This is a genomic window from Mycolicibacterium sp. XJ1819 (genome assembly GCF_053483675.1).
This window is the reverse complement of sequence record NZ_JBEFST010000014.1, coordinates 1-19,276: the sequence shown is the minus strand read 5'-3', so window position 1 is coordinate 19,276 and position 19,276 is coordinate 1. Positions and strand designations below refer to the sequence as shown.

Sequence of the window (19,276 nt, the reverse complement as noted above, 5' to 3'; positions counted from 1 at the left end):
GATTAACCGGCCGGTGGCGGCGGCCCGGGTGCTGGCCCGGGCGGCGGCCCAGGTGGGGTCGACACGGGCGCTTCCATCGGACCCGGGGCCGGCCCTGGCGCTGCGGGGACCGGGTCGGTGGGCGGCACCGCCTGGGGGTTGGCGGGCACCGGTCCGGGCGGCGGGGGCACCAGCGGCTGGGCGTCGACCGGCGCCCCGGCCGCGGGCTGCAACTGCGGCTGCTGCGGTAGGTCCTGGATGCAGAACACCGCGCACTCCGGCTGCGGCGGCTGCGGCATCCACGGCGGTGTCCATTCCGGCGGCTCCTGCAGCGCCGGCGCGAGCGGTCCCGGCGCCGGGCCGGGCAGCGGCCCGAGCTGCTGGCCGGGTACGAACCCGGGGATCTGGCTGGCCACGTCCCTGCGCTCCAGCAGCGGCATCAGCGCCAGCGGATCGTTGGCGGGCAGGCCCAGTGCGTTGAGCGGCAGGCCCGGGCCGAGGCCTTCGTAGTTCTCCAGGTGCGGATTGCCCAGAGCGGGCACCGGCCCGGTGATCGGGGGCAGGTCCATCGGCACCACCCCGGTGGCGTAGGCGGCCGCCCAGCCCAACACGTTGCGGGCGTAGGCCACCGAGTTGTTGTAGCGCAGGATCGCCGACATCACGTGGGACTGGTCGCGCAGGTTCATCCCGCCGCTGCACAGGTAGCGCGCGGCGGCCAGGCTGGAGTCGTACAGGTTCTGCGGATCGGCCTTGCCGTCGCCGTCGCCGTCGGAGGCATACCGAGCCCAGGTGCCGGGCAGGAACTGCATGGGGCCCATCGCGCGGGCGTAGGTGACGCGGTCGGCGGTGCGGCTCTGCACGATGATCTCGTTGCCGGGCAGCGTGCCGTCGAGTGTGGGCCCGTAGATGGGCCGCACCGCGGTGCCGCGTTCGTCGGTGGCGCCGCCGTTGGCGTGCATCGACTCGATCCGTCCGATGCCCGCCAGCAGGTTCCAGCTCACGCCGCATTCGGGGTACGCCGAGGCCATCATCCGCTCGGCATTGCGATAGGCGGACAGCGCCATCGCTGGAATACGAAGTGCCCCAGGTGAATTGACCACGGCAGCGGGCGGCGGTGCGGAGACCGTGGTGGCGGCTATGTTGAACGCCGACGGCGTCTTGGTGACGGCGACCACCGCCGGTCCGGAGGGATTCTCCGGCGTCGGGGCCACAGCGGCCAGCGGGGTCACCCCGTCCTGGTACGTCGCGTGCGGCGGTTGTGCGGCGCCGCCGACGGCGCTGGCCAGGATCAGCGGGGTGATGACGGCGATGCCCGACATGGTGCGCGCGCGGGGAGGAGCGAAGCGAATGCCGCGCAGCCGGGGAGCCGGGGCCGCTGCCCTACGCATGATCCGCCCCACCCGCTGTCGTACTGCCTTGAGGGCGGCTCCTCCGCCGATCTGCACGCAAACCGTCCTTACCTCTGAGCTGGCTTGTGAACCAAGTCACCATACCTAGTGGATAACAACCGCGTTACAGCAATGGCACGGATGTCGCGGTCGGTTATTTGGACCGCCGCTCCGTGACGTCGGAATCGGGCTCGGCTTCGCCGTCGGGAACACCTCGGGGTTGTTGCAGTTCCACGAGCTTGTCGCGCAGCTCCTCGAGCTCTCGGCGAAGGTAGTCGCGGGTGGCGACCTCGCCGATCGCGAGCCGCAGCGCGGCCAGTTCACGGGCCAGATACTCGGTGTCGGCCTTGGTCTGCAGGGCGCGGCGGCGGTCTTCGTCCAGCGAGACCCGGTCGCGGTTCTCCTGGCGGTTCTGTGCGAGCAGGATCAGCGGCGCCGCGTACGCCGCCTGGGTGGAGAACGCCAGGTTGAGCAGGATGAATGGGTACGGATCCCAGCGCAGCGTCACAGCAAACAGGTTCACCGCGATCCACGCGACCACGAGGATGGTCTGCCACGCGAGGTAGCGGCCGGTGCCGAGGAACCGGGCGATCGACTCGCTGAACCGGCCCACCGCCTCCGAGTCGAAGTCGATGGCGGTGAAGCGCCGCGCGGTGACCGGCGTGTCGAGTCGCCCGCGGGCCGACGGCTCGGTCATGTGGCCCCCTCGGCGCCGGTCAGTTCGGGTTCTTCGGTTTCGCGCCAGTTCTCCGGCAGCAGATGGTCGAGCAGGTCGTCGACCGACACCGCGCCCAGCAGATGGCTCTGCTCGTCGAGCACGGGCGCGCACACCAGGTTGTAGGCGGCGAAGTAGCGGGCCACCGCCGACAGCGAGTCCTGCGGGCGCAGCGTCGGCAGATCGGTGTCGAGGATGCCGCTGACCAGGTCCGCCGGGGGTTCGCGCAGCAGCCGCTGCAAATGCACGCAACCCAGATATCGCCCGGTCGGGGTCGCCGTCGGCGGCCGCACCACGAACACCACGGACGCCAACGCAGGGGTGAGGTCGGGATAGCGGACCCTGGCCAGCGCCTCGGCGACGGTGGTGTCCGGGGCCAGCACCACCGGCTCAGAGGTCATCAGCCCGCCGGCGGTGTCGGGTGAGTGGGACAGCAGCCGTCGCACATCCTCGGAGTCCTCGGGGTCCATCCGGCCCAGGAAATGCTCGGCCTCCGACGGGTTCATCGAGCCCAGCAGGTCGGCGGCGTCGTCGGGATCCATCGCGCCGAGGACGTCGACGGCCCGCTCGGCGGGCAGGCGTTTGATCATCGCGGCCTGCTCGTCTTCGGGCAGCTCCTGCAGCACGTCGGCCATCCGCTCGTCGTCGAGGGCGCGGACCACCTCGTAGCGGCGCTTGCTGGGCAGCTCCCGGATCGCCTCGGCGACCTCGATGGCGCGTTGGGTCTCGAACTGCTGGAGCAGTTCGGCCACGCCCTGATCGGGCATCGCCAGGCCCGACGGCGTCAGCCCCTGCACGTGCTGCCAGTCGACGACGTGGACGTTGCCTCGCCGGCCGAGGCGCCGCTGGGTGCGCACCGCGACCCGGGTGACCATCCAGTCGCGGGTGCGGGTCTGTTCGATACCGAGGTCCACGACGATCAGTTCGGTGCCGTGCAGGTGGGGCATGTCGGGGTCGTTGACGCGCACGCGGGTCTCGATGACCTGTCCGAGCACCAGCGCCTCACCGGGACGCTGGGCGAACCTGCGCAACGACACGCTGCCGGTCGCCAACGTCACCGCGCCGGGCTCGATGGACGTGACGCGCAGGATGGGAACGAAAATCCTTCGCCGCGTAAGCAATTCGACGACGAGCCCGAGGACGCGTGGCTGCTGGCGCACGATGCTGATGCTGACCACCACGTCGCGGACGCGGCCGATGGACTCCCCGTCGGGGCCGAGCACCACCATCCCCGCCAGTCGGGCCGCGTACACCCTGTTCACCGCCGCCATGACTAAAAGGGTAGAGAGTGTGGTTGTGGAAAACCGGTATCGACCCCGCCGGACGATCCTGTCCGTTCCGGGGAGCAGCGCCAAGATGGTGGAGAAGGCCAAGGCACTGGAGGCCGACGAGGTCTTCCTGGATTTGGAGGACGCCGTCGCAGCCGAGGCCAAGGCCGAAGCCCGCACCCGGGTGGCGGCCGCGTTGGCCGAGCCGGGTTGGGCCGGACAACTGCGCGGTGTGCGGGTCAACGACTGGACCACGCCGTGGACCCACGCCGACATCATCGAGGTGGTCGCGACCGCCGGTGCGCACCTCGACATCGTGGTGCTGCCCAAGGTGACCGAGGCGTCGCACATCCATGCGCTGGATCTGCTTCTGAGCCAACTGGAAGCCACCCACGGGCTGCCTGCGGGACGCATCGGCATCGAGGCGCAGATCGAGAACGCGGGGGGCCTGACCAACATCGACGCGATCGCGGCGGGCCCGCGCGTGCAGGCCCTGGTGCTCGGGCCCGCCGACATGTCGGCCAGCCTGAACATGCGCACGCTCGAGGTCGGCGAACAGCCGGAGGGCTATGACGTCGGCGACGCCTTCCACCATGTGCTGATGCGCATCCTGATCGCCGCTCGCGCCCACGGCGTGCTGGCGATCGACGGGCCCTACCTGAAGGTGCGTGACATCGAGGGGTTCCGCCGGGTCGCGGGCCGTTCCGCCGCGCTCGGATACGACGGCAAGTGGGTGCTTCACCCTGACCAGATCGCGGCGGGCAACGAGATCTTCTCCCCGCGTCAGGCCGACTACGACCACGCGGAGCTGATCCTGGAGGCCTACGAGTGGCACACGTCGCGCGCCGGCGGGGCCCGCGGTGCGGTGATGCTCGGCGACGAGATGATCGACGAGGCGAGCCGCAAGATGGCGTTGGTGATCGCGGGCAAGGGCCGCGCCGCGGGCATGGTGCGCAAGGCCGAGCCTTTCCGCCCGCCGGCGTGAGCGGCCCGTCAGCTCAGATCCACTGCCACCCGCTGGCCAGGATCGCGACGTAGAGCAGGACGTAGACGAGCCAACCCGCGACGGCCAGGCCGCCCAGGACCGTGCCCGCCACCGCCAGGCCGTACCCGTCCTGGCCGGTGCGCCGGGTCTCGCGCATCGCGACCACGCCGAGGATCAGCCCGACGATCGAGGTCAGGCCGCAGCAGGTCACGCCGATCACCGAGAGCACCAGCGACGCGGTCGCCTTACCGTTGACGCCCGGCGGGCGCACCGGCCAGTACGGGTCGTAGGCCCCGCCGTAGGGGGCGCCCGGATAGCCCGGCGCGGGGCCCGGGTAGATGGGCGGCGGCAGCCCGGCGTCGCCGGGATAGTCGACCGGTCGGTACGGGTCGGGCTGCTGCGGGGTGGTCATCGCGCTGGGCGACCGTCTAGGCGATCATGAAGACCAGCCCGACGATCACGCCGATCAGCAACGAGGCGGCGCCGACGGCGATGCCCGCGATCGCCAGTGGCTGACCACCTTCGCCCCGTTCTTTGATCTGGTTCATCGCGATGATCCCGAGCACGATCCCGATGACCGCGCCGAGGCCACAACACAGCCCCACCAGCGAGGCCACCAGCGACGCGATGGCCAGGCTGTTGGTCTTCTGGGGCGCGCCGTAGCCGCCGTAACCGGTTGCCGGGTAGCCGACCGGCGGCGCACCGTAGCCCGGCGCAGCCCCGTACGGAGTCGCGCCGAATCCGCTCGGATCGGGGTACGGCGGGGGCGGATAGCCCGGCTGGCCGTAGCCGGGCTGGCCGTAGCCGGGCTGGCCGTAGCCGGTCTGGCCGTAGTCGGGCGGCGGATATCCGGGAGTCGGCGGGTAGTCGGGCACCTGGTAGCCGGGCGGGGTGGCGGCGGGGTCGTAGGCCGCCGGTTGCCCGCCGGGTGGCGTCGGCTCGTCGGTACTCGCCGAATCCCCGGCCTGCTCGATCGGCGGCGCTTCGTGGCCCGCCGACGTCGGCTCGGAGGCACCCCCGCCGGAGTCGGATGATTCCGTTTTATCGGAGTCCTCTCCCGGATTTGTCATGCTTGCAAACCTAGCGCACATGCAGGGCACCATTGCAGGTGTTGAGCCGTTGGTCGGGGTGGGAGCGACCACGCAACCAGGCTCGCAGTTAAGGAGATACGAGACAGATGACCAGCCCGTTTCAGCCTGGACAGCATCCCGGGGTCACCCCGGCAACCGCGGCCGCTCGGCGGGGTCCGGCGGCACTTCCGACCCCTCCGAAGGGGTGGCCGATCGGGTCCTACCCGACCTACGCCGAAGCCCAGCGCGCCGTCGACTATCTGTCGGATCAACAGTTCCCCGTCGAACAGGTGACGATCGTCGGGGTGGACCTGATGCAGGTCGAGCGGGTCACCGGCAGATTGACGTGGCCCAAGGTGCTCGGCGGCGGTGTGCTCACCGGGGCTTGGCTGGGCCTGTTCATCGGCCTGATTCTGAGCTTTTTCAGCCCGAACCCGTGGGGTGCGCTGATCACCGGCCTGGTCGCCGGTGTGTTCTTCGGCCTGATCACCTCGGCGATCCCGTATGCGATGGCGCGCGGCACAAGAGATTTCAGTTCGACGCTGCAATTGGTCGCCGGTCGCTACGACGTACTCTGCGATCCGCAGAGCGCCGAGCAGGGTCGGGATCTGCTGGCACGCTTGACCATCTAGTGAAGATTTAGCCGCCGAAAACGGCTGCGTCGCAGGTCACGATTGCGACGCGCGCGCCGTATGGTGTTGCAAACCACCACCGTCTGCCTCTACGGTTTGCCCGCGGGACGTTCCTGGCGGACGGGAGGCGGGTGGTGCGCGGTCGGCGGCTGTGTGCGGCGGCGGTGGCGGCCCTGACGACGGTTTCGGTGGTCACGGCGTGCGGTTCGGACAGCGACGAGATCGTCATCAGCTACTACACGCCGGCAAACGAATCGGCCACGTTCACCGCCGTGTCCGAACGGTGCAACGAGGCGCTGGGCGGACGGTTCCGCATCGAGCAGCGCAACCTTCCCAAGAGCGCAGACGAGCAGCGACTGCAGTTGGCGAGGCGACTCACCGGCAACGACAGGTCGCTGGACGTGATGGCGCTCGACGTGGTGTGGACCGCTGAATTCGCGGAAGCCGGTTGGGCGTTGCCGCTCTCGGACGACCCGGCGGGCCGCGCGGTGTCGGACGCCACCTCCAACACCCTGCCGGGGCCGCTGGAGACGGCCACGTGGAACGGCGAGCTCTACGCGGCGCCGATCACCACCAACACCCAATTACTCTGGTACCGGGCCGATTTGATTCCGGACCCGCCCACCACATGGGATGGCATGGTGGCTGATGCGACGCGGTTGCACGCCGAGGGCGGGCCGAGTTGGATCGCCGTGCAGGGTAAGCAGTACGAGGGTCTGGTGGTGTGGTTCAACACGTTGCTGGAAAGCGCGGGCGGGCGGGTGCTCTCCGACGACGGGCAGCGGGTCACGTTGACCGACACCCCCAAGCATCGCGCGGCCACTGTCAAGGCGCTCGAGATCATCAAATCCGTTGCCACCGCCCCAGGAGCGGACCCGTCGATCACCCAGACCGACGAGACCACCGCGCGGTTGGCACTCGAACAGGGCAAGGCGGCGCTGGAGGTGAACTGGCCCTACGTGCTGCCGTCGCTGCTGGAGAACGCGGTCAAGGGCGGGGTGCCGTTTCTGCCGCTCAACAAGGACGCGGCGCTCGAGGGCAGCATCAACGACGTCGGTACGTTCTCGCCGACCGACGAACAGTTCGACATCGCCTATGAGGCGAGCAAGCCGGTGTTCGGTTTCGCGCCGTATCCCGGGGTGCAGTCCGGCGAGCCGGCCAAGGTGACCCTCGGTGGCCTGAACCTCGCGGTGGCCAAGACCACCCGGCACAGAGCCGAAGCGTTCGAGGCGATCCGGTGCCTGCGCAACGTGGAGAACCAGCGCTACACCTCGGTCGAGGGCGGTCTTCCTGCCGTGCGCGCCTCGCTCTACGACGACCCGGCGTTTCAGGCCAAGTACCCGCAGTACGAGATCATCCGCGATCAGTTGACCAACGCCGCGGTACGTCCGGCCACCCCGGTCTACCAATCGGTGTCCACCCGGATGGCGGTCACCCTGTCGCCGATCTCGGCCATCGACCCGGAGAAGACCGCCGACGACCTCACCGAGCAGGTGCAGAAGGCGATTGACGGCAAGGGGTTGATCCCGTGACCGCGTCCGTCGCAGACACACCGGCGGCCAACAGCGACGACACCAGATCCGACCGCCGGCTGGCTTTTTGGCTGATCTCACCCGCGGTGCTGCTGATGATCGCGGTCACCGGTTATCCGATCGCCTATGCGGTGTGGCTGAGCCTTCAGCGCTACAACCTCGCCGAGCCCGATGACGTCTCGTTCGTCGGGCTGGAGAACTACGTCACCGTGCTCACCGACCGGTACTGGTGGACGGCGTTCGCGGTGACGCTGGCGATCACGGTCGTGTCGGTGGCGATCGAACTCGCGCTCGGTATGGCGCTGGCGCTGGTGATGCACCGGACGATCTTCGGAAAGGGCGTGGTACGCACCGCGATTCTGATTCCGTACGGGATCGTCACGGTCGCCGCCTCCTACAGCTGGTACTACGCGTGGACACCGGGGACCGGCTATCTGGCCAACCTGTTGCCGGAGGGCAGCGCGCCACTGACGCAACAGATTCCGTCTCTGGCCATTGTGGTGCTGGCCGAGGTGTGGAAGACCACGCCGTTCATGGCGCTGTTGTTGTTGGCGGGGTTGGCGCTGGTGCCGCAGGATCTGCTCAACGCCGCGCAGGTGGACGGGGCCGGCCCGTGGAAGCGGCTGGTGAAGGTCATCCTGCCGCTGATCAAGCCGGCGATCCTGGTGGCGCTGCTGTTCCGCACGCTCGACGCGTTCCGCATCTTCGACAACATCTACATCCTCACCGGCGGCGCCAACGACACCGGCTCGGTGTCGATCCTGGGCTACGACAACCTGTTCAAGGCATTCAACCTCGGGTTGGGGTCGGCGATCAGCGTGTTGATCTTCCTGTCGGTGGCGACCATCGCGTTCATCTACATCAAGATCTTCGGCGCCTCGGCGCCCGGAGCCGATCGGGAGGATCGCTGAGGTGAATGAGCGGGTGACTCCCCGGCGCGCGACCGGTTGGATCGTCGTCGACGCCCTCGTCATCATCTACGCCTTGTTCCCGGTGCTGTGGATTCTGAGCCTGTCGCTGAAGTCGACGGCAACGGTCAAGGACGGCAAGCTGATCCCCACCGAGGTGACGTTCGACAACTACAAGGCGATCTTCCAGGGCAACTTCTTCACCTCGGCGTTGGTCAACTCGGTGGGGATCGGGTTGATCACCACGCTGATCGCTGTTGCCATCGGCGGCATGGCGGCCTATGCCGTTGCGCGGCTGGACTTTCCGGGTAAGCGTCTGCTGGTCGGCGCAGCCTTGCTGATCGCGATGTTCCCGCAGATATCTTTGGTGACACCGCTGTTCAACATCGAACGGCGCATCGGGCTGTTCGACACGTGGCCCGGCCTGATCATTCCCTACATCACCTTCGCGCTGCCGTTGGCGATCTACACGCTCTCGGCGTTCTTCCGCGAGATTCCGTGGGATCTGGAGAAGGCCGCGAAGATGGACGGCGCCACACCGGGGCAGGCGTTCCGCAGGGTGATAGCGCCGTTGGCCGCGCCGGGCATCGTCACCGCGGCGATCCTGGTGTTCATCTTCGCCTGGAACGACCTGCTGCTGGCGCTGTCGCTGACCGCTACGGAGCGGGCCATCACCGCGCCGGTGGCGATCGCGAACTTCACCGGCAGTTCACAGTTCGAGGAGCCGACGGGGTCGATCGCGGCGGGTGCGATGGTCATCACCATTCCGATCATCATCTTTGTCCTAATCTTCCAACGACGGATCGTCTCGGGATTGACGTCCGGTGCGGTGAAGGGGTAATCGATGGCCGAGATCGTGTTGGACCGGGTGACCAAGAGTTACGCAGGCGGCGCTACGGCCGTGAAGGAACTGTCGTTGACGATCGCCGACGGCGAGTTCATCATCCTGGTCGGGCCGTCCGGTTGCGGGAAGTCCACGACGCTGAACATGATCGCCGGGCTCGAAGACATCACCTCGGGAGAGTTGCGCATCGACGGCGAGCGGGTCAACGAGAAGGCGCCGAAGGACCGCGACATCGCAATGGTCTTCCAGTCCTATGCCCTTTATCCGCACATGACGGTGCGGCAGAACATCGCGTTTCCGCTGACGCTGGCGAAGATGCGCAAGGACGAGATCGCCCGCAAGGTCGAGGAGGCGGCGCAGATTCTCGATCTGTCAGACCTGTTGGACCGCAAACCGGCTCAACTGTCGGGCGGGCAGCGGCAGCGGGTGGCCATGGGCCGCGCGATCGTGCGCAACCCCAAGGCGTTCCTCATGGACGAGCCGTTGTCGAACCTGGACGCCAAGTTGCGCGTGCAGATGCGTTCGGAGATCGCGCGGTTGCAGGACAAGCTGGGCACCACGACGGTCTATGTGACCCACGACCAGACCGAGGCGATGACGCTGGGCGATCGGGTGGTGGTGCTGTTGGCCGGTGTCGCGCAGCAGATCGGCACGCCCGACGAGCTCTACCATCGACCGTCGAACCTGTTCGTCGCGGGATTCATCGGTTCACCCTCGATGAACTTCTTCCCGGCCACCATGACCGACGTGGGGGTGCGGTTGCCGTTCGGTGAGGTGACGCTGACCCAGGATGTTCTCGATCTTCTCGCTCGAAACAACGCCCCCACCAACGTGATCGCCGGCCTGCGCCCGGAGCATTTCGAGGATGCCGCGGTGCTCGACGGTTATGCCCGGATCCAGGCGCTGACCTTCGAGGTGAACGTCGAGTTGGTGGAGTCGCTCGGCGCCGACAAGTACGTGCACTTCAAGACCGAGGGCGCCGGAGCGCAGGCGGCGCTGCTGGCTGAACTGGCCGCCGAGTCGGGCATCGGTGAAAACGAGTTCGTGGCGCGGGTCTCCACCGAGTCGCAGGTGAAGCAGGGGCAGACGATCGAGCTCGCGCTGGAGACCAAGAGGGTGACACTGTTCGACCCCGATTCCGGCCGGAATCTGATGTTGGGGGAGGACCCGCCGAGCGAGAAGGCGGCGTCGGGTGAGAAGCCCGCGTCGGGCGAGCCGCCTGCGTCGGGCGAGCCGACGCCCACCACCGAGTGATCGACGTCCTGGCGACGGTCCGCACGCATCTGCGCGAACATTTCGCCCGAGTCGGCGTCGCGGCGGAACCCGACGCGGCCAGCGTCACCTTCCTGGGCACGGAGAGCATCGAGGTGCTGCGCTTCGGGCCGGACGACGACGGCGCGGCCCACTATGTGTCGCTGGGGTGTTCGCGCCATCCCATGTTCGATCCGACCGAACTGGTCACCGATGCGCTACACGGCCCACGCGCGGAGGTGGTGGTGGCGTTGCGCGGCCCGACACCGACCGGTCTGGCCCGTTCGGTGGCGGTGTTGGCCGCCGCACCGGCCGTCGAGGGTCTGATCCTGGAAGCGGACGCGTTGGTCGATCTCGAGTCTCCGCTGTGGGATTCGGCGTCGTTCACCGCTTTTCTGCTGGGCGACAGCGACATCGACGACGTCGCGCTGACCGACCCGTTGCCGCCGGTGAAGGTGTTGTCGGCCACCCCGATCACCGCGACCGAGGCGGCCTGGGTGCGGCTGAAGGGGGCCGAGGCGATGCGTGAGGCGTGGGTGCAGGACGGGGTCGATGTGACGGACCCACGGCGGCGGGCCGCCAAGCCCACTTGAGCGGCGAGCCGCCAAGCCCACCTGAGCGGCGGGCCGCCAAGCCCACTTGAGCGGCGGGCCGCCAAGCCCACTTGAGCGGCGGAGTCCGAAATCGGGGCGCGATCGCGGTGCGCTAGTTTCAACCCCGAACCTCATCTCTTCCAAGGAGCCTTTGACGTGAGCACATCTCCCCTGAAGATCGCGGTCACCGGCGCCGCCGGTCAGATCGGCTACAGCCTGCTGTTCCGCCTTGCCAGCGGCTCGCTGTTGGGGCCCGACCGGCCCATCGAGCTTCGGCTGCTCGAGATCGAGCCCGCCCTCAAGGCCCTGGAGGGTGTCGTGATGGAGCTCGACGACTGCGCGTTTCCGCTGCTCGCGGGCGTGGAGATCGGGGCGGACGCGAACAAGATCTTCGACGGCGCGAACTTGGCGCTGCTGGTCGGCGCCCGGCCGCGCGGTCCGGGGATGGAGCGCGGCGACCTGCTCGAGGCCAACGGCGCGATCTTCACCGCGCAGGGCAAGGCGCTGAACGAGGTCGCCGCCGACGACGTCCGAATCGGCGTGACCGGCAACCCCGCCAACACCAACGCGCTGATCGCGATGTCCAACGCACCTGACATCCCCCGCGAGCGGTTCTCCGCACTGACCCGGCTGGACCACAACCGGGCGATCTCGCAGCTGGCCAAGAAGACCGGGGCGGCGGTGACGGACATCAAGAAGATCACCATCTGGGGTAACCACTCGGCCACCCAGTACCCCGACCTGTTCCACGCCGAGGTGGGCGGCAAGAACGCCGCGAAGGTGGTCAACGACCAGAACTGGATCGAGAACGACTTCATCCCGACCGTCGCCAAGCGCGGCGCGGCGATCATCGAGGCCCGCGGCGCCTCGTCGGCGGCCTCGGCAGCGTCGGCGACCGTGGACGCCGCTCGCGACTGGCTGCTGGGCACCCCGAAGGACGACTGGGTGTCGATGGCGGTGATCTCCGACGGCAGCTACGGCGTTCCGGAGGGGCTGATCTCGTCGTTCCCGGTCACCACCAAGGGCGGCGACTGGAGCATCGTGCAGGGCCTGGAGATCGACGACTTCTCGCGCGGTCGCATCGACAAGTCCACCGCCGAGCTGGCCGACGAGCGCAAGGCCGTCACCGACCTCGGGCTGATCTGAGCAGGGGCTTCGACCAGCCCCTTGACGGTCGGGCCAGGCCGGGCCAGTACGCTCGGTGCGTGTCCGAAACTGCGTCGCACTTGGTGAATGGCTTGTCGCAGCCCGAACCTCCGATCGAGCTCAGCGATGAAGAGATCTTCTCAGCCCATGTGGGCGGCAAGCTTTCCGTAGCGCTCAATGCGCCACTGGACACCCAGCGCGCGCTGTCGATCGCCTATACCCCGGGGGTGGCGCAGGTCAGCCGGGCGATCGCCGCCGACCACACGCTGGCCGCGCGATACACCTGGTCACACCGGATGGTCGCGGTGGTCAGCGACGGCACCTCGGTGCTGGGACTGGGCGATATCGGTGCGGCGGCCGCACTGCCGGTGATGGAGGGCAAGAGCGCGCTGTTCAAGGCGTTCGCCGATCTGGATTCGATCCCGATCGTGCTGGAGACCAAGGACCCCGACGAGATCGTCGAGACGCTGGTGCGGATGCGGCCGTCGTTCGGCGCGGTCAACCTCGAAGACATCTCGGCGCCGCGCTGCTTCGAGATCGAACGCCGGCTCATCGAGGCGTTGGACTGCCCCGTCATGCATGACGACCAGCACGGCACCGCAATCGTCGTGCTGGCGGCACTGATCGGTGCGGCCACGGTGCTCGACCGCGACATCGCCGCGCTGCGCGTCGTCATCTCCGGTGCGGGCGCGGCGGGCGTCGCTTGTGCAAAGATCCTGTTGGCCAAGGGCGTTCGCGACGTCACCGTGCTGGACTCGCAGGGCATCCTGCACAGGGACCGCGGCAACCTCAACACCTACAAGACCGAGCTCGCCGAGCTGACGAACCCCACCGGACTGAGCGGCGGGATGGCCGAGGCGCTCAAGGGCGCCGACGTCTTCCTGGGGCTGTCGGCCGGGGTGGTGCCCGTGGAGCTGGTGGCGACGATGGCACCGGACAGCATCGTGTTCGCGTTGTCCAATCCCGACCCCGAGATTCACCCCGACGACGCCAAGAAACACGCGGCGGTGGTGGCCACCGGCCGCAGTGACTTCCCGAACCAGATCAACAACGTGCTGGCCTTCCCGGGGGTGTTCCGGGGCGCCCTGGACGCCGATGCGCCCCGGATCACCGAGCAGATGAAGGTGGCGGCCGCCGAGGCGATCTTCTCGGTGCTGGGCGACGACCTGTCGGTCGACCGCATCGTGCCCAGCGTGCTGGATCCGCGGGTCGCCCCGGCGGTGGCGCAGGCGGTCGCGGCCGCGTCCGGCGCCTAGGCCGCCCGTGGGCCGGCTCGTCCGCACGCTCGTCGCGCTGGTCGTGCTGGTGACCGCCGGGTGCAGCAGCGGCCCGGCCACTGTGCCGTCGATCCCGGTCGGCGCCGAACCCGGTCCGCAAGCGGCGCTTATCGCCCATCTCTACGCCGCCGCGCTGCGGTTCTACGGCAATCCGGCGCATGTCGAGGAGTTTTTAGATCCGCTGGTCGAACTGGACTCCGCGCGGGTTCGGGTGGTGCCCGCCTTCACCGGCCGGGTGCTGCGCCGGTTCGATCCCGACGCGGTGGCCCGATCGGCCAGCCAGGTCTACCGCGACATGGTGTCGGTGCTGCCCGAAGGCGTCGCGGCGGGGGACTACACCGAGTCGGCGCAGGACAAGCCCGCGCTGGCGGTCACCGAGGCCACCGCGACGGACTGGGGTGGCCGCGACGTGACCGCGGCGGTGCGCCACTGCGACGACCTCAGGGTCGGGCGAGTGGCCGACGCGGCCGTACCTGCCGTGCTCGGTACCTGCCGGATCGCGACGCCGCGCGAATTCGACGATAGTGCAGCGCTTTTCAATGCGGTGCGGGCCGGCCGGGTGAACGCGGCATGGACGACGACCGCCGCATACGACGTGCCGTCGGAGTTGCTGACGCTCTCGGACCGCACCTCGCTGATCCGCGCCGAAAACCTGGTGCCGCTGTACCGGCGCAACGAACTCAACGAGTCACAGGTGCTGGCGCTCAACGAGGTGGCGGGCGTACTGGACACCGCTGCGCTGGCCCGGATGCGAGCCGAGGTCGCCGACGGCGCCGATCCGGGCCACGTCGCGAACGCGTTTCTCGACGAACATCCGCTCGGCGCCTGACGGCGCTACTTCGCGGTCGGCATGAACCGGGCGGTCGCCGCGGAGAACAGCCGCTGATATCCCGATCCGGTGACACGCACGATCAGGTCGAGCACCTTGGCATCGGCGCCGACGAGCACGCGCGCCCGGTTTCGCCGCACACCGTCGAGAATGATCCGTGCCGCCTTCTCCGGTGAGGTGCTCGCCAGTTTCTTGTCGAACGTCTGGGCCAACTCGGTCTTGTCGAGGCCCTCGGCGGCGGTCATGTTCCGCGCGATCGCGGTCTTGATGCCACCGGGGTGCACGGTCGTCACCTTCACCGGATGGCCGGCGACCAGCATCTCCTGCCGCAGCGCCTCGGTGAACCCCCGCACCGCGAACTTCGCCGCGTTGTATGCGGCCTGGCCGGGCACCGAGAACAGCCCGAAGATGCTCGAGATGTTGACGACATGCCCGTCGCCGGAGGAGATCAGATGGGGCAGAAAAACTTTGGTGCCGTTGACCACGCCCCAGAAGTCGACGTCCATCACGCGCTCGATGTCTTTGTACTGGCTGATCTCGATATCGCCTGCGAACGCGATCCCGGCGTTGTTGTAGATCTGGTTGACCTTCCCGAAGTGCTCGGCCACCGCGTCGGCGTACAGCTCGAACGCCTCACGTTCGGTCACGTCGAGCCGATCGGCCTTGACCGGCGCGCCGATGGCCTTGAGCCGTTCCTCGGTGACGGCCAGGCCCTCGGTGTCGACGTCGCTGATCGCCACGCTGGCGCCCGAGCGGCCGAGTTCGACGGCCAGTGCCTGCCCGATGCCCGATCCGGCACCGGTCACCACCGCGACCTTTCCGGCGAAGCCCTCCATGGTCACTCCCTCGTGTCAGTGGACTGCAGACGAGGCTAGCCGGTACCGGCGGTAGCGCCTGCGGCGGCCCGCCCTGGCGTGAGCGTGCGCGAACTCCGGACACACCGCGGCCTGTCGCCCCGCCGGGAGCAGGTGCTACTCGAAGGCCTCGTCGATGATCTCCTGCTGTTCGACCGCGTGCACCTTCGACGAACCCGACGACGGCGCCGACATCGCCCGCCGCGAGATCCGCCGGATGCCCGAGAGCTTCTCGGGCAGCACCTCGGGCAGCGTCAGGCCGAACGTCGGCCATGCGCCCTGGTTGGCGGGCTCCTCCTGGACCCAGAAGTATTCCTCGACGTTGGGGTAGCGGTCCAGGGTCTCGGCCAGGCGCCGCCGTGGCAGCGGGGCGAGTTGTTCGACGCGCACCATCGCGACGTCCTCGCGCTTGTCCTTGTTCTTGCGCGCCGCCAGCTCGTAGTACAGCTTGCCGCTGGTCAACAACAGCCGCCGGACCTTGCTGCGGTCGCCGGTGCCCTCCTCGTAGGTGGGCTCCTCGAGCACCGAGCGGAACTTCGCCTCGGTGAAGTCCTTGAGGTCGCTGACCGCGGCCTTGTTGCGCAGCATCGACTTCGGGGTGAACACGATCAGCGGTCGCTGGATCCCGTCCAGGCCGTGCCTGCGCAGCAGGTGGAAGTAGTTCGCGGGCGTCGACGGGATCGCGATCGTCATCGACCCCTCCGCCCACAGTTGCAGGAACCGCTCGATACGTCCCGAGGTGTGGTCGGGACCCTGACCCTCGTGGCCGTGCGGCAGCAGCAACACCACATCGGAGAGCTGACCCCACTTGGCCTCACCCGAGGAGATGAACTCGTCGATGATCGACTGCGCGCCGTTGACGAAGTCGCCGAACTGCGCCTCCCACAACACCATCGCGTCGTGGTCGCCGACGGAGTATCCGTACTCGAAACCCACCGCTGCGAACTCCGACAACGCCGAGTCGTACACCTCGAACTTGCCGCCGGTCGGCGTGCCGTCGGGGTTGGTGGCCAGCAGTTGCAGAGGGGTGAACTCCTCGCCGGTGGTGCGGTCGATGATCACCGAGTGCCGTTGGCTGAACGTGCCGCGCCGGGTGTCCTGACCCGTCAGCCGCACCATCTTGCCTTCGGCCACAAAGGATCCCAACGCCAACAGCTCGGCGAACGCCCAGTCCACCTTGCCCTCGTAGGCCATCTCGCGGCGCTTCTCCAGCACCGGCTTGACCCGCGGATGCACGTTGAAGTTCTCGGGGTAGGCCAGGTGGGCATCGCCGATGCGGGCCAACAGCGACTTGTCCACCCCGGTCTTCATCCCGGCGGGCACCATCTGGTCGGACTCCACCGATGCGCTCGGCGCGATCGGGTGCTTCTCCAGCTCGCGGACCTCGTTGAACACCCGCTCGAGCTGGCCCTGGTAGTCGCGCAGCGCGTCCTCGGCCTCTTTCATCGAGATGTCGCCGCGGCCGATCAGCGCCTCGGTGTAGGTCTTGCGGACGCCGCGCCGGGTGTCGATGACGTCGTACATGTACGGCTGCGTCATCGACGGGTCGTCGCCCTCGTTGTGACCGCGCCTGCGGTAGCACAGCATGTCGATGACGACGTCCTTCTTGAACTTCTGGCGGAAGTCCATGGCCAGCCGGGCCACCCAGACGCAGGCTTCCGGATCGTCGCCGTTGACGTGGAAGATCGGCGCGCCGATCATCTTCGCCACGTCGGTGCAGTACTCAGAGGACCGGGAGTCGGTCGGCGACGTGGTGAAGCCGATCTGGTTGTTGACCACGATGTGGATCGTGCCGCCGGTGCGATATCCGCGCAGCAGCGCGAGGTTCAGCGTCTCGGCCACCACGCCCTGCCCGGCGAACGCGGCGTCACCGTGCAGCACCATGGGCACCACGGGGAACTCTTCGGAGCCCGCCTCGCCCTTGTCCAGCAGATCCTGCTTGGCCCGGACCAGTCCTTCCACCACCGGGTCGACGGCCTCCAGATGCGACGGGTTGGCCACCAGCGAAACCTCGATGTCGTTGTCGCCGAACATCTGGATGTAGGTGCCTGTCGCGCCGAGGTGGTACTTGACGTCGCCGGAACCGTGCGCCTGCGACGGGTTCAGATTGCCCTCGAACTCGCTGAAGATCTGCGAGTACGGCTTGCCAACGATGTTGGCCAGCACGTTCAGCCGGCCGCGGTGCGGCATCGCGATCACGACCTCGTTGAGGGCGTGCTCGGCGGCCTGATCGATCGCCGCGTCCATCATCGGGATGACGGTTTCCGCTCCCTCTAGCGAGAAACGTTTCTGCCCAACGTATTTGGTCTGCAAGAACGTTTCGAACGCCTCGGCCGCGTTCAGCCTGGACAGGATGTACTTCTGCTCGGCGACGGTGGGCTTGTCGTGGCCGTTCTCCAACCGTTCCTGCAGCCACTGCTGCTGGGCGGGCTCCAGGATGTGGGTGTACTCCACCCCGATGTGGCGGCAGTACGCGTCGCGCAGCACCGCGAGCACGTCGCGCAGCTTCTTGCGCTCGGCGCCGGCGAAGCCGTTCACCTTGAACTCGCGGTCCAGATCCCACAGCGTCAGCCCGTGGGTGAGCACGTCGAGGTCGGGGTGGCTGCGGAAGCGGTCCTTGTCCAGCCGCAGGGGATCGATGTCGGCCATCAGGTGGCCGCGGTTGCGGTAGGCCGCGATCAGTTCGATGACGCGGGCGTTCTTGTCCTCGATCGAGTCCGGGTTGTCGGTGCGCCACCGCACGGGCTCGTAGGGGATGCCGAGTTCGCGGAAGATCTCGTCGAAGAAATCGTCGTCGATGAGCAGCTGATGAATGGTGCGCAGGAAGTCGCCGGACTCCGCGCCCTGGATGATGCGGTGGTCATACGTCGATGTCAGGGTGACCAGCTTGCCGACGCCCAACTCGGCGATGCGTTCCTCGCTGGCGCCCTGGAACTCCGCGGGATACTCCATCGCACCGACGCCGAGGATCGTGCCCTGACCCTGCATCAGCCGGGGCACGGAGTGCACGGTCCCGATGGTGCCGGGGTTGGTCAACGAAATCGTCACGCCGGCAAAGTCGTCGGCGGTCAGCTTGCCGTCGCGCGCCCGCCTGACGATGTCTTCGTAGGCGGCGATGAACTGACCGAACCGCATCGTGTCGGCTTTCTTGATGCCCGCGACGACGAGTTGTCGCGAGCCGCCCTTGCCCTGAAGGTCGATGGCCAGCCCGAGGTTGACGTGCTCGGGGGTGACGGCCGAGGGCCGACCGTCCACTTCGGCGAAATGCCGGTTCATGTTCGGGAACGCCTTGACCGCCTGCACCATCGCGTAGCCGATCAGGTGGGTGAACGAGACCTTGCCGCCGCGGGTGCGCTTGAGGTGGTTGTTGATGACGATCCGGTTGTCGATCATCGCCTTGGCCGGGATCGCGCGCACGCTCGTCGCCGTCGGCACTTCCAGCGAGGCCGACATGTTGCGCACCACTGCGGCGGCGGCGCCGCGCAGCACCTGCACCTCATCGCCGTCGGTTTGCGCCGCGGCGGACGCCTTCGGTTTCGGCTGAGCCTTGGGTTCGGGCTTGGGTTCGGCCTTCTTCTCGGCCTTTTCGGCGGCGGGCTTTTGCGGTGCCGACTTCTTGGCCGGGGGCGGCGCGGGTGCGGGTTCGGGCGGAGCTACCGGGGCGGCGGCCTGTTGTCCGTTGCCGGCGCTGGCGGCTTGGCTGTCTGTTGGTTCGGGGGAGTAGTCGACCAGGAATTCATGCCAACTGGGATCTACCGAGGAGGGATCCTCGCGAAACTTGCGGTACATCTCCTCGACCAACCACTCGTTTTGTCCGAATGGTGAAGGTGAGCTCACGGTAGCTACTCGCCTCGATTCCTTCGCATCACGCGAGCGCCCGGCGCTCGCCGTCTTGATCTCTCTGCGGTTACCCGCTTCACCGCCGCCTAAAGGCTAGCGCCGAAGCATCGGTCAAGCCATGACAACCGTTGGATAGCGACTTCGGCGTGATTACCTGCGGCTAGC

Annotated in this window: 17 protein-coding genes; 10 read left to right on the top strand and 7 right to left on the bottom strand. The window is 68.0% G+C overall.

The features are described from left to right. Nucleotides 1-2: 2 nt before the first annotated feature. The 3 genes from ABQE89_RS16465 to ABQE89_RS16455 all read right to left on the bottom strand — a co-directional run bounded on the left by ABQE89_RS16465 (nt 3) and on the right by ABQE89_RS16455 (nt 3,353). On the bottom strand, nt 3-1,367 hold the full coding sequence (locus ABQE89_RS16465; protein ID WP_448418433.1) for a lytic transglycosylase domain-containing protein: 1,365 nt from the start codon (nt 1,365-1,367) through the stop codon (nt 3-5). Between the two features lie 154 nt (nt 1,368-1,521). Further along, nucleotides 1,522-2,064, bottom strand: coding sequence for a DUF1003 domain-containing protein (locus tag ABQE89_RS16460; protein ID WP_448418431.1), 543 nt, complete (start codon nt 2,062-2,064; stop codon nt 1,522-1,524). Further along, nucleotides 2,061-3,353 (bottom strand): magnesium transporter MgtE N-terminal domain-containing protein, encoded by a 1,293-nt coding sequence (locus ABQE89_RS16455; protein WP_448418429.1) that lies wholly within the window; start codon nt 3,351-3,353, stop codon nt 2,061-2,063. Before ABQE89_RS16455 ends, ABQE89_RS16460 begins: the two co-directional genes overlap by 4 nt. A 25-nt stretch (nt 3,354-3,378) precedes the next feature. On the opposite strand from ABQE89_RS16455, the gene ABQE89_RS16450 reads away from it, so the two are divergent. Continuing rightward, nucleotides 3,379-4,335, top strand: coding sequence for an HpcH/HpaI aldolase/citrate lyase family protein (locus ABQE89_RS16450; RefSeq protein WP_448418427.1), 957 nt, complete (start codon nt 3,379-3,381; stop codon nt 4,333-4,335). 13 nt (nt 4,336-4,348) lie between these two features. Here ABQE89_RS16450 and ABQE89_RS16445 read toward each other — a convergent pair whose 3' ends face one another. Then, complete coding sequence (locus ABQE89_RS16445; protein ID WP_448418425.1) at nt 4,349-4,747, bottom strand: DUF4190 domain-containing protein; 399 nt, start codon at nt 4,745-4,747, stop codon at nt 4,349-4,351. Nucleotides 4,748-4,763: 16 nt separating this feature from the next. Then, a complete protein-coding gene (locus ABQE89_RS16440) occupies nt 4,764-5,405 on the bottom strand; it encodes a DUF4190 domain-containing protein (protein ID WP_448418423.1) in 642 nt (213 codons plus the stop codon). 107 nt (nt 5,406-5,512) lie between these two features. On the opposite strand from ABQE89_RS16440, the gene ABQE89_RS16435 reads away from it, so the two are divergent. From ABQE89_RS16435 to ABQE89_RS16395, 9 genes are all read left to right on the top strand, one after another. Then, on the top strand, nt 5,513-6,037 hold the full coding sequence (locus ABQE89_RS16435) for a YflT domain-containing protein (RefSeq protein WP_448418421.1): 525 nt from the start codon (nt 5,513-5,515) through the stop codon (nt 6,035-6,037). Between the two features lie 134 nt (nt 6,038-6,171). Then, on the top strand, nt 6,172-7,569 hold the full coding sequence (locus ABQE89_RS16430) for an ABC transporter substrate-binding protein (RefSeq protein WP_448418419.1): 1,398 nt from the start codon (nt 6,172-6,174) through the stop codon (nt 7,567-7,569). Then, complete coding sequence (locus ABQE89_RS16425; RefSeq protein WP_448418417.1) at nt 7,566-8,480, top strand: carbohydrate ABC transporter permease; 915 nt, start codon at nt 7,566-7,568, stop codon at nt 8,478-8,480. The genes ABQE89_RS16430 and ABQE89_RS16425 overlap by 4 nt, the downstream gene beginning before the upstream one ends. A 13-nt stretch (nt 8,481-8,493) precedes the next feature. Continuing rightward, nucleotides 8,494-9,318: a carbohydrate ABC transporter permease gene (locus ABQE89_RS16420; protein WP_448418760.1), complete on the top strand. Its 825-nt coding sequence runs from the start codon at nt 8,494-8,496 to the stop codon at nt 9,316-9,318. A gap of 3 nt (nt 9,319-9,321) precedes the next feature. Beyond that, nucleotides 9,322-10,575: an ABC transporter ATP-binding protein gene (locus ABQE89_RS16415; RefSeq protein ID WP_448418415.1), complete on the top strand. Its 1,254-nt coding sequence runs from the start codon at nt 9,322-9,324 to the stop codon at nt 10,573-10,575. Next, nucleotides 10,572-11,165 carry a suppressor of fused domain protein gene (locus ABQE89_RS16410; RefSeq protein WP_448418413.1) on the top strand — a complete coding sequence of 198 codons (594 nt, stop codon included), beginning with the start codon at nt 10,572-10,574 and terminating at the stop codon, nt 11,163-11,165. Before ABQE89_RS16415 ends, ABQE89_RS16410 begins: the two co-directional genes overlap by 4 nt. 156 nt (nt 11,166-11,321) lie before the next feature. After that, nucleotides 11,322-12,311: a malate dehydrogenase gene (locus ABQE89_RS16405; RefSeq protein ID WP_448418411.1), complete on the top strand. Its 990-nt coding sequence runs from the start codon at nt 11,322-11,324 to the stop codon at nt 12,309-12,311. 83 nt (nt 12,312-12,394) lie between these two features. Further along, a complete protein-coding gene (locus ABQE89_RS16400) occupies nt 12,395-13,567 on the top strand; it encodes an NAD(P)-dependent malic enzyme (RefSeq protein ID WP_448418758.1) in 1,173 nt (390 codons plus the stop codon). Nucleotides 13,568-13,574: 7 nt separating this feature from the next. Next, nucleotides 13,575-14,417: a glycine betaine ABC transporter substrate-binding protein gene (locus ABQE89_RS16395; RefSeq protein ID WP_448418409.1), complete on the top strand. Its 843-nt coding sequence runs from the start codon at nt 13,575-13,577 to the stop codon at nt 14,415-14,417. A gap of 5 nt (nt 14,418-14,422) precedes the next feature. On the opposite strand, the gene ABQE89_RS16390 is transcribed toward ABQE89_RS16395, so the two are convergent. Then, nucleotides 14,423-15,253 carry an SDR family NAD(P)-dependent oxidoreductase gene (locus ABQE89_RS16390; RefSeq protein ID WP_448418407.1) on the bottom strand — a complete coding sequence of 277 codons (831 nt, stop codon included), beginning with the start codon at nt 15,251-15,253 and terminating at the stop codon, nt 14,423-14,425. Nucleotides 15,254-15,388: 135 nt separating this feature from the next. Next, on the bottom strand, nt 15,389-19,060 hold the full coding sequence (locus ABQE89_RS16385) for a multifunctional oxoglutarate decarboxylase/oxoglutarate dehydrogenase thiamine pyrophosphate-binding subunit/dihydrolipoyllysine-residue succinyltransferase subunit (RefSeq protein WP_448418756.1): 3,672 nt from the start codon (nt 19,058-19,060) through the stop codon (nt 15,389-15,391). Nucleotides 19,061-19,276: the final 216 nt, after the last annotated feature.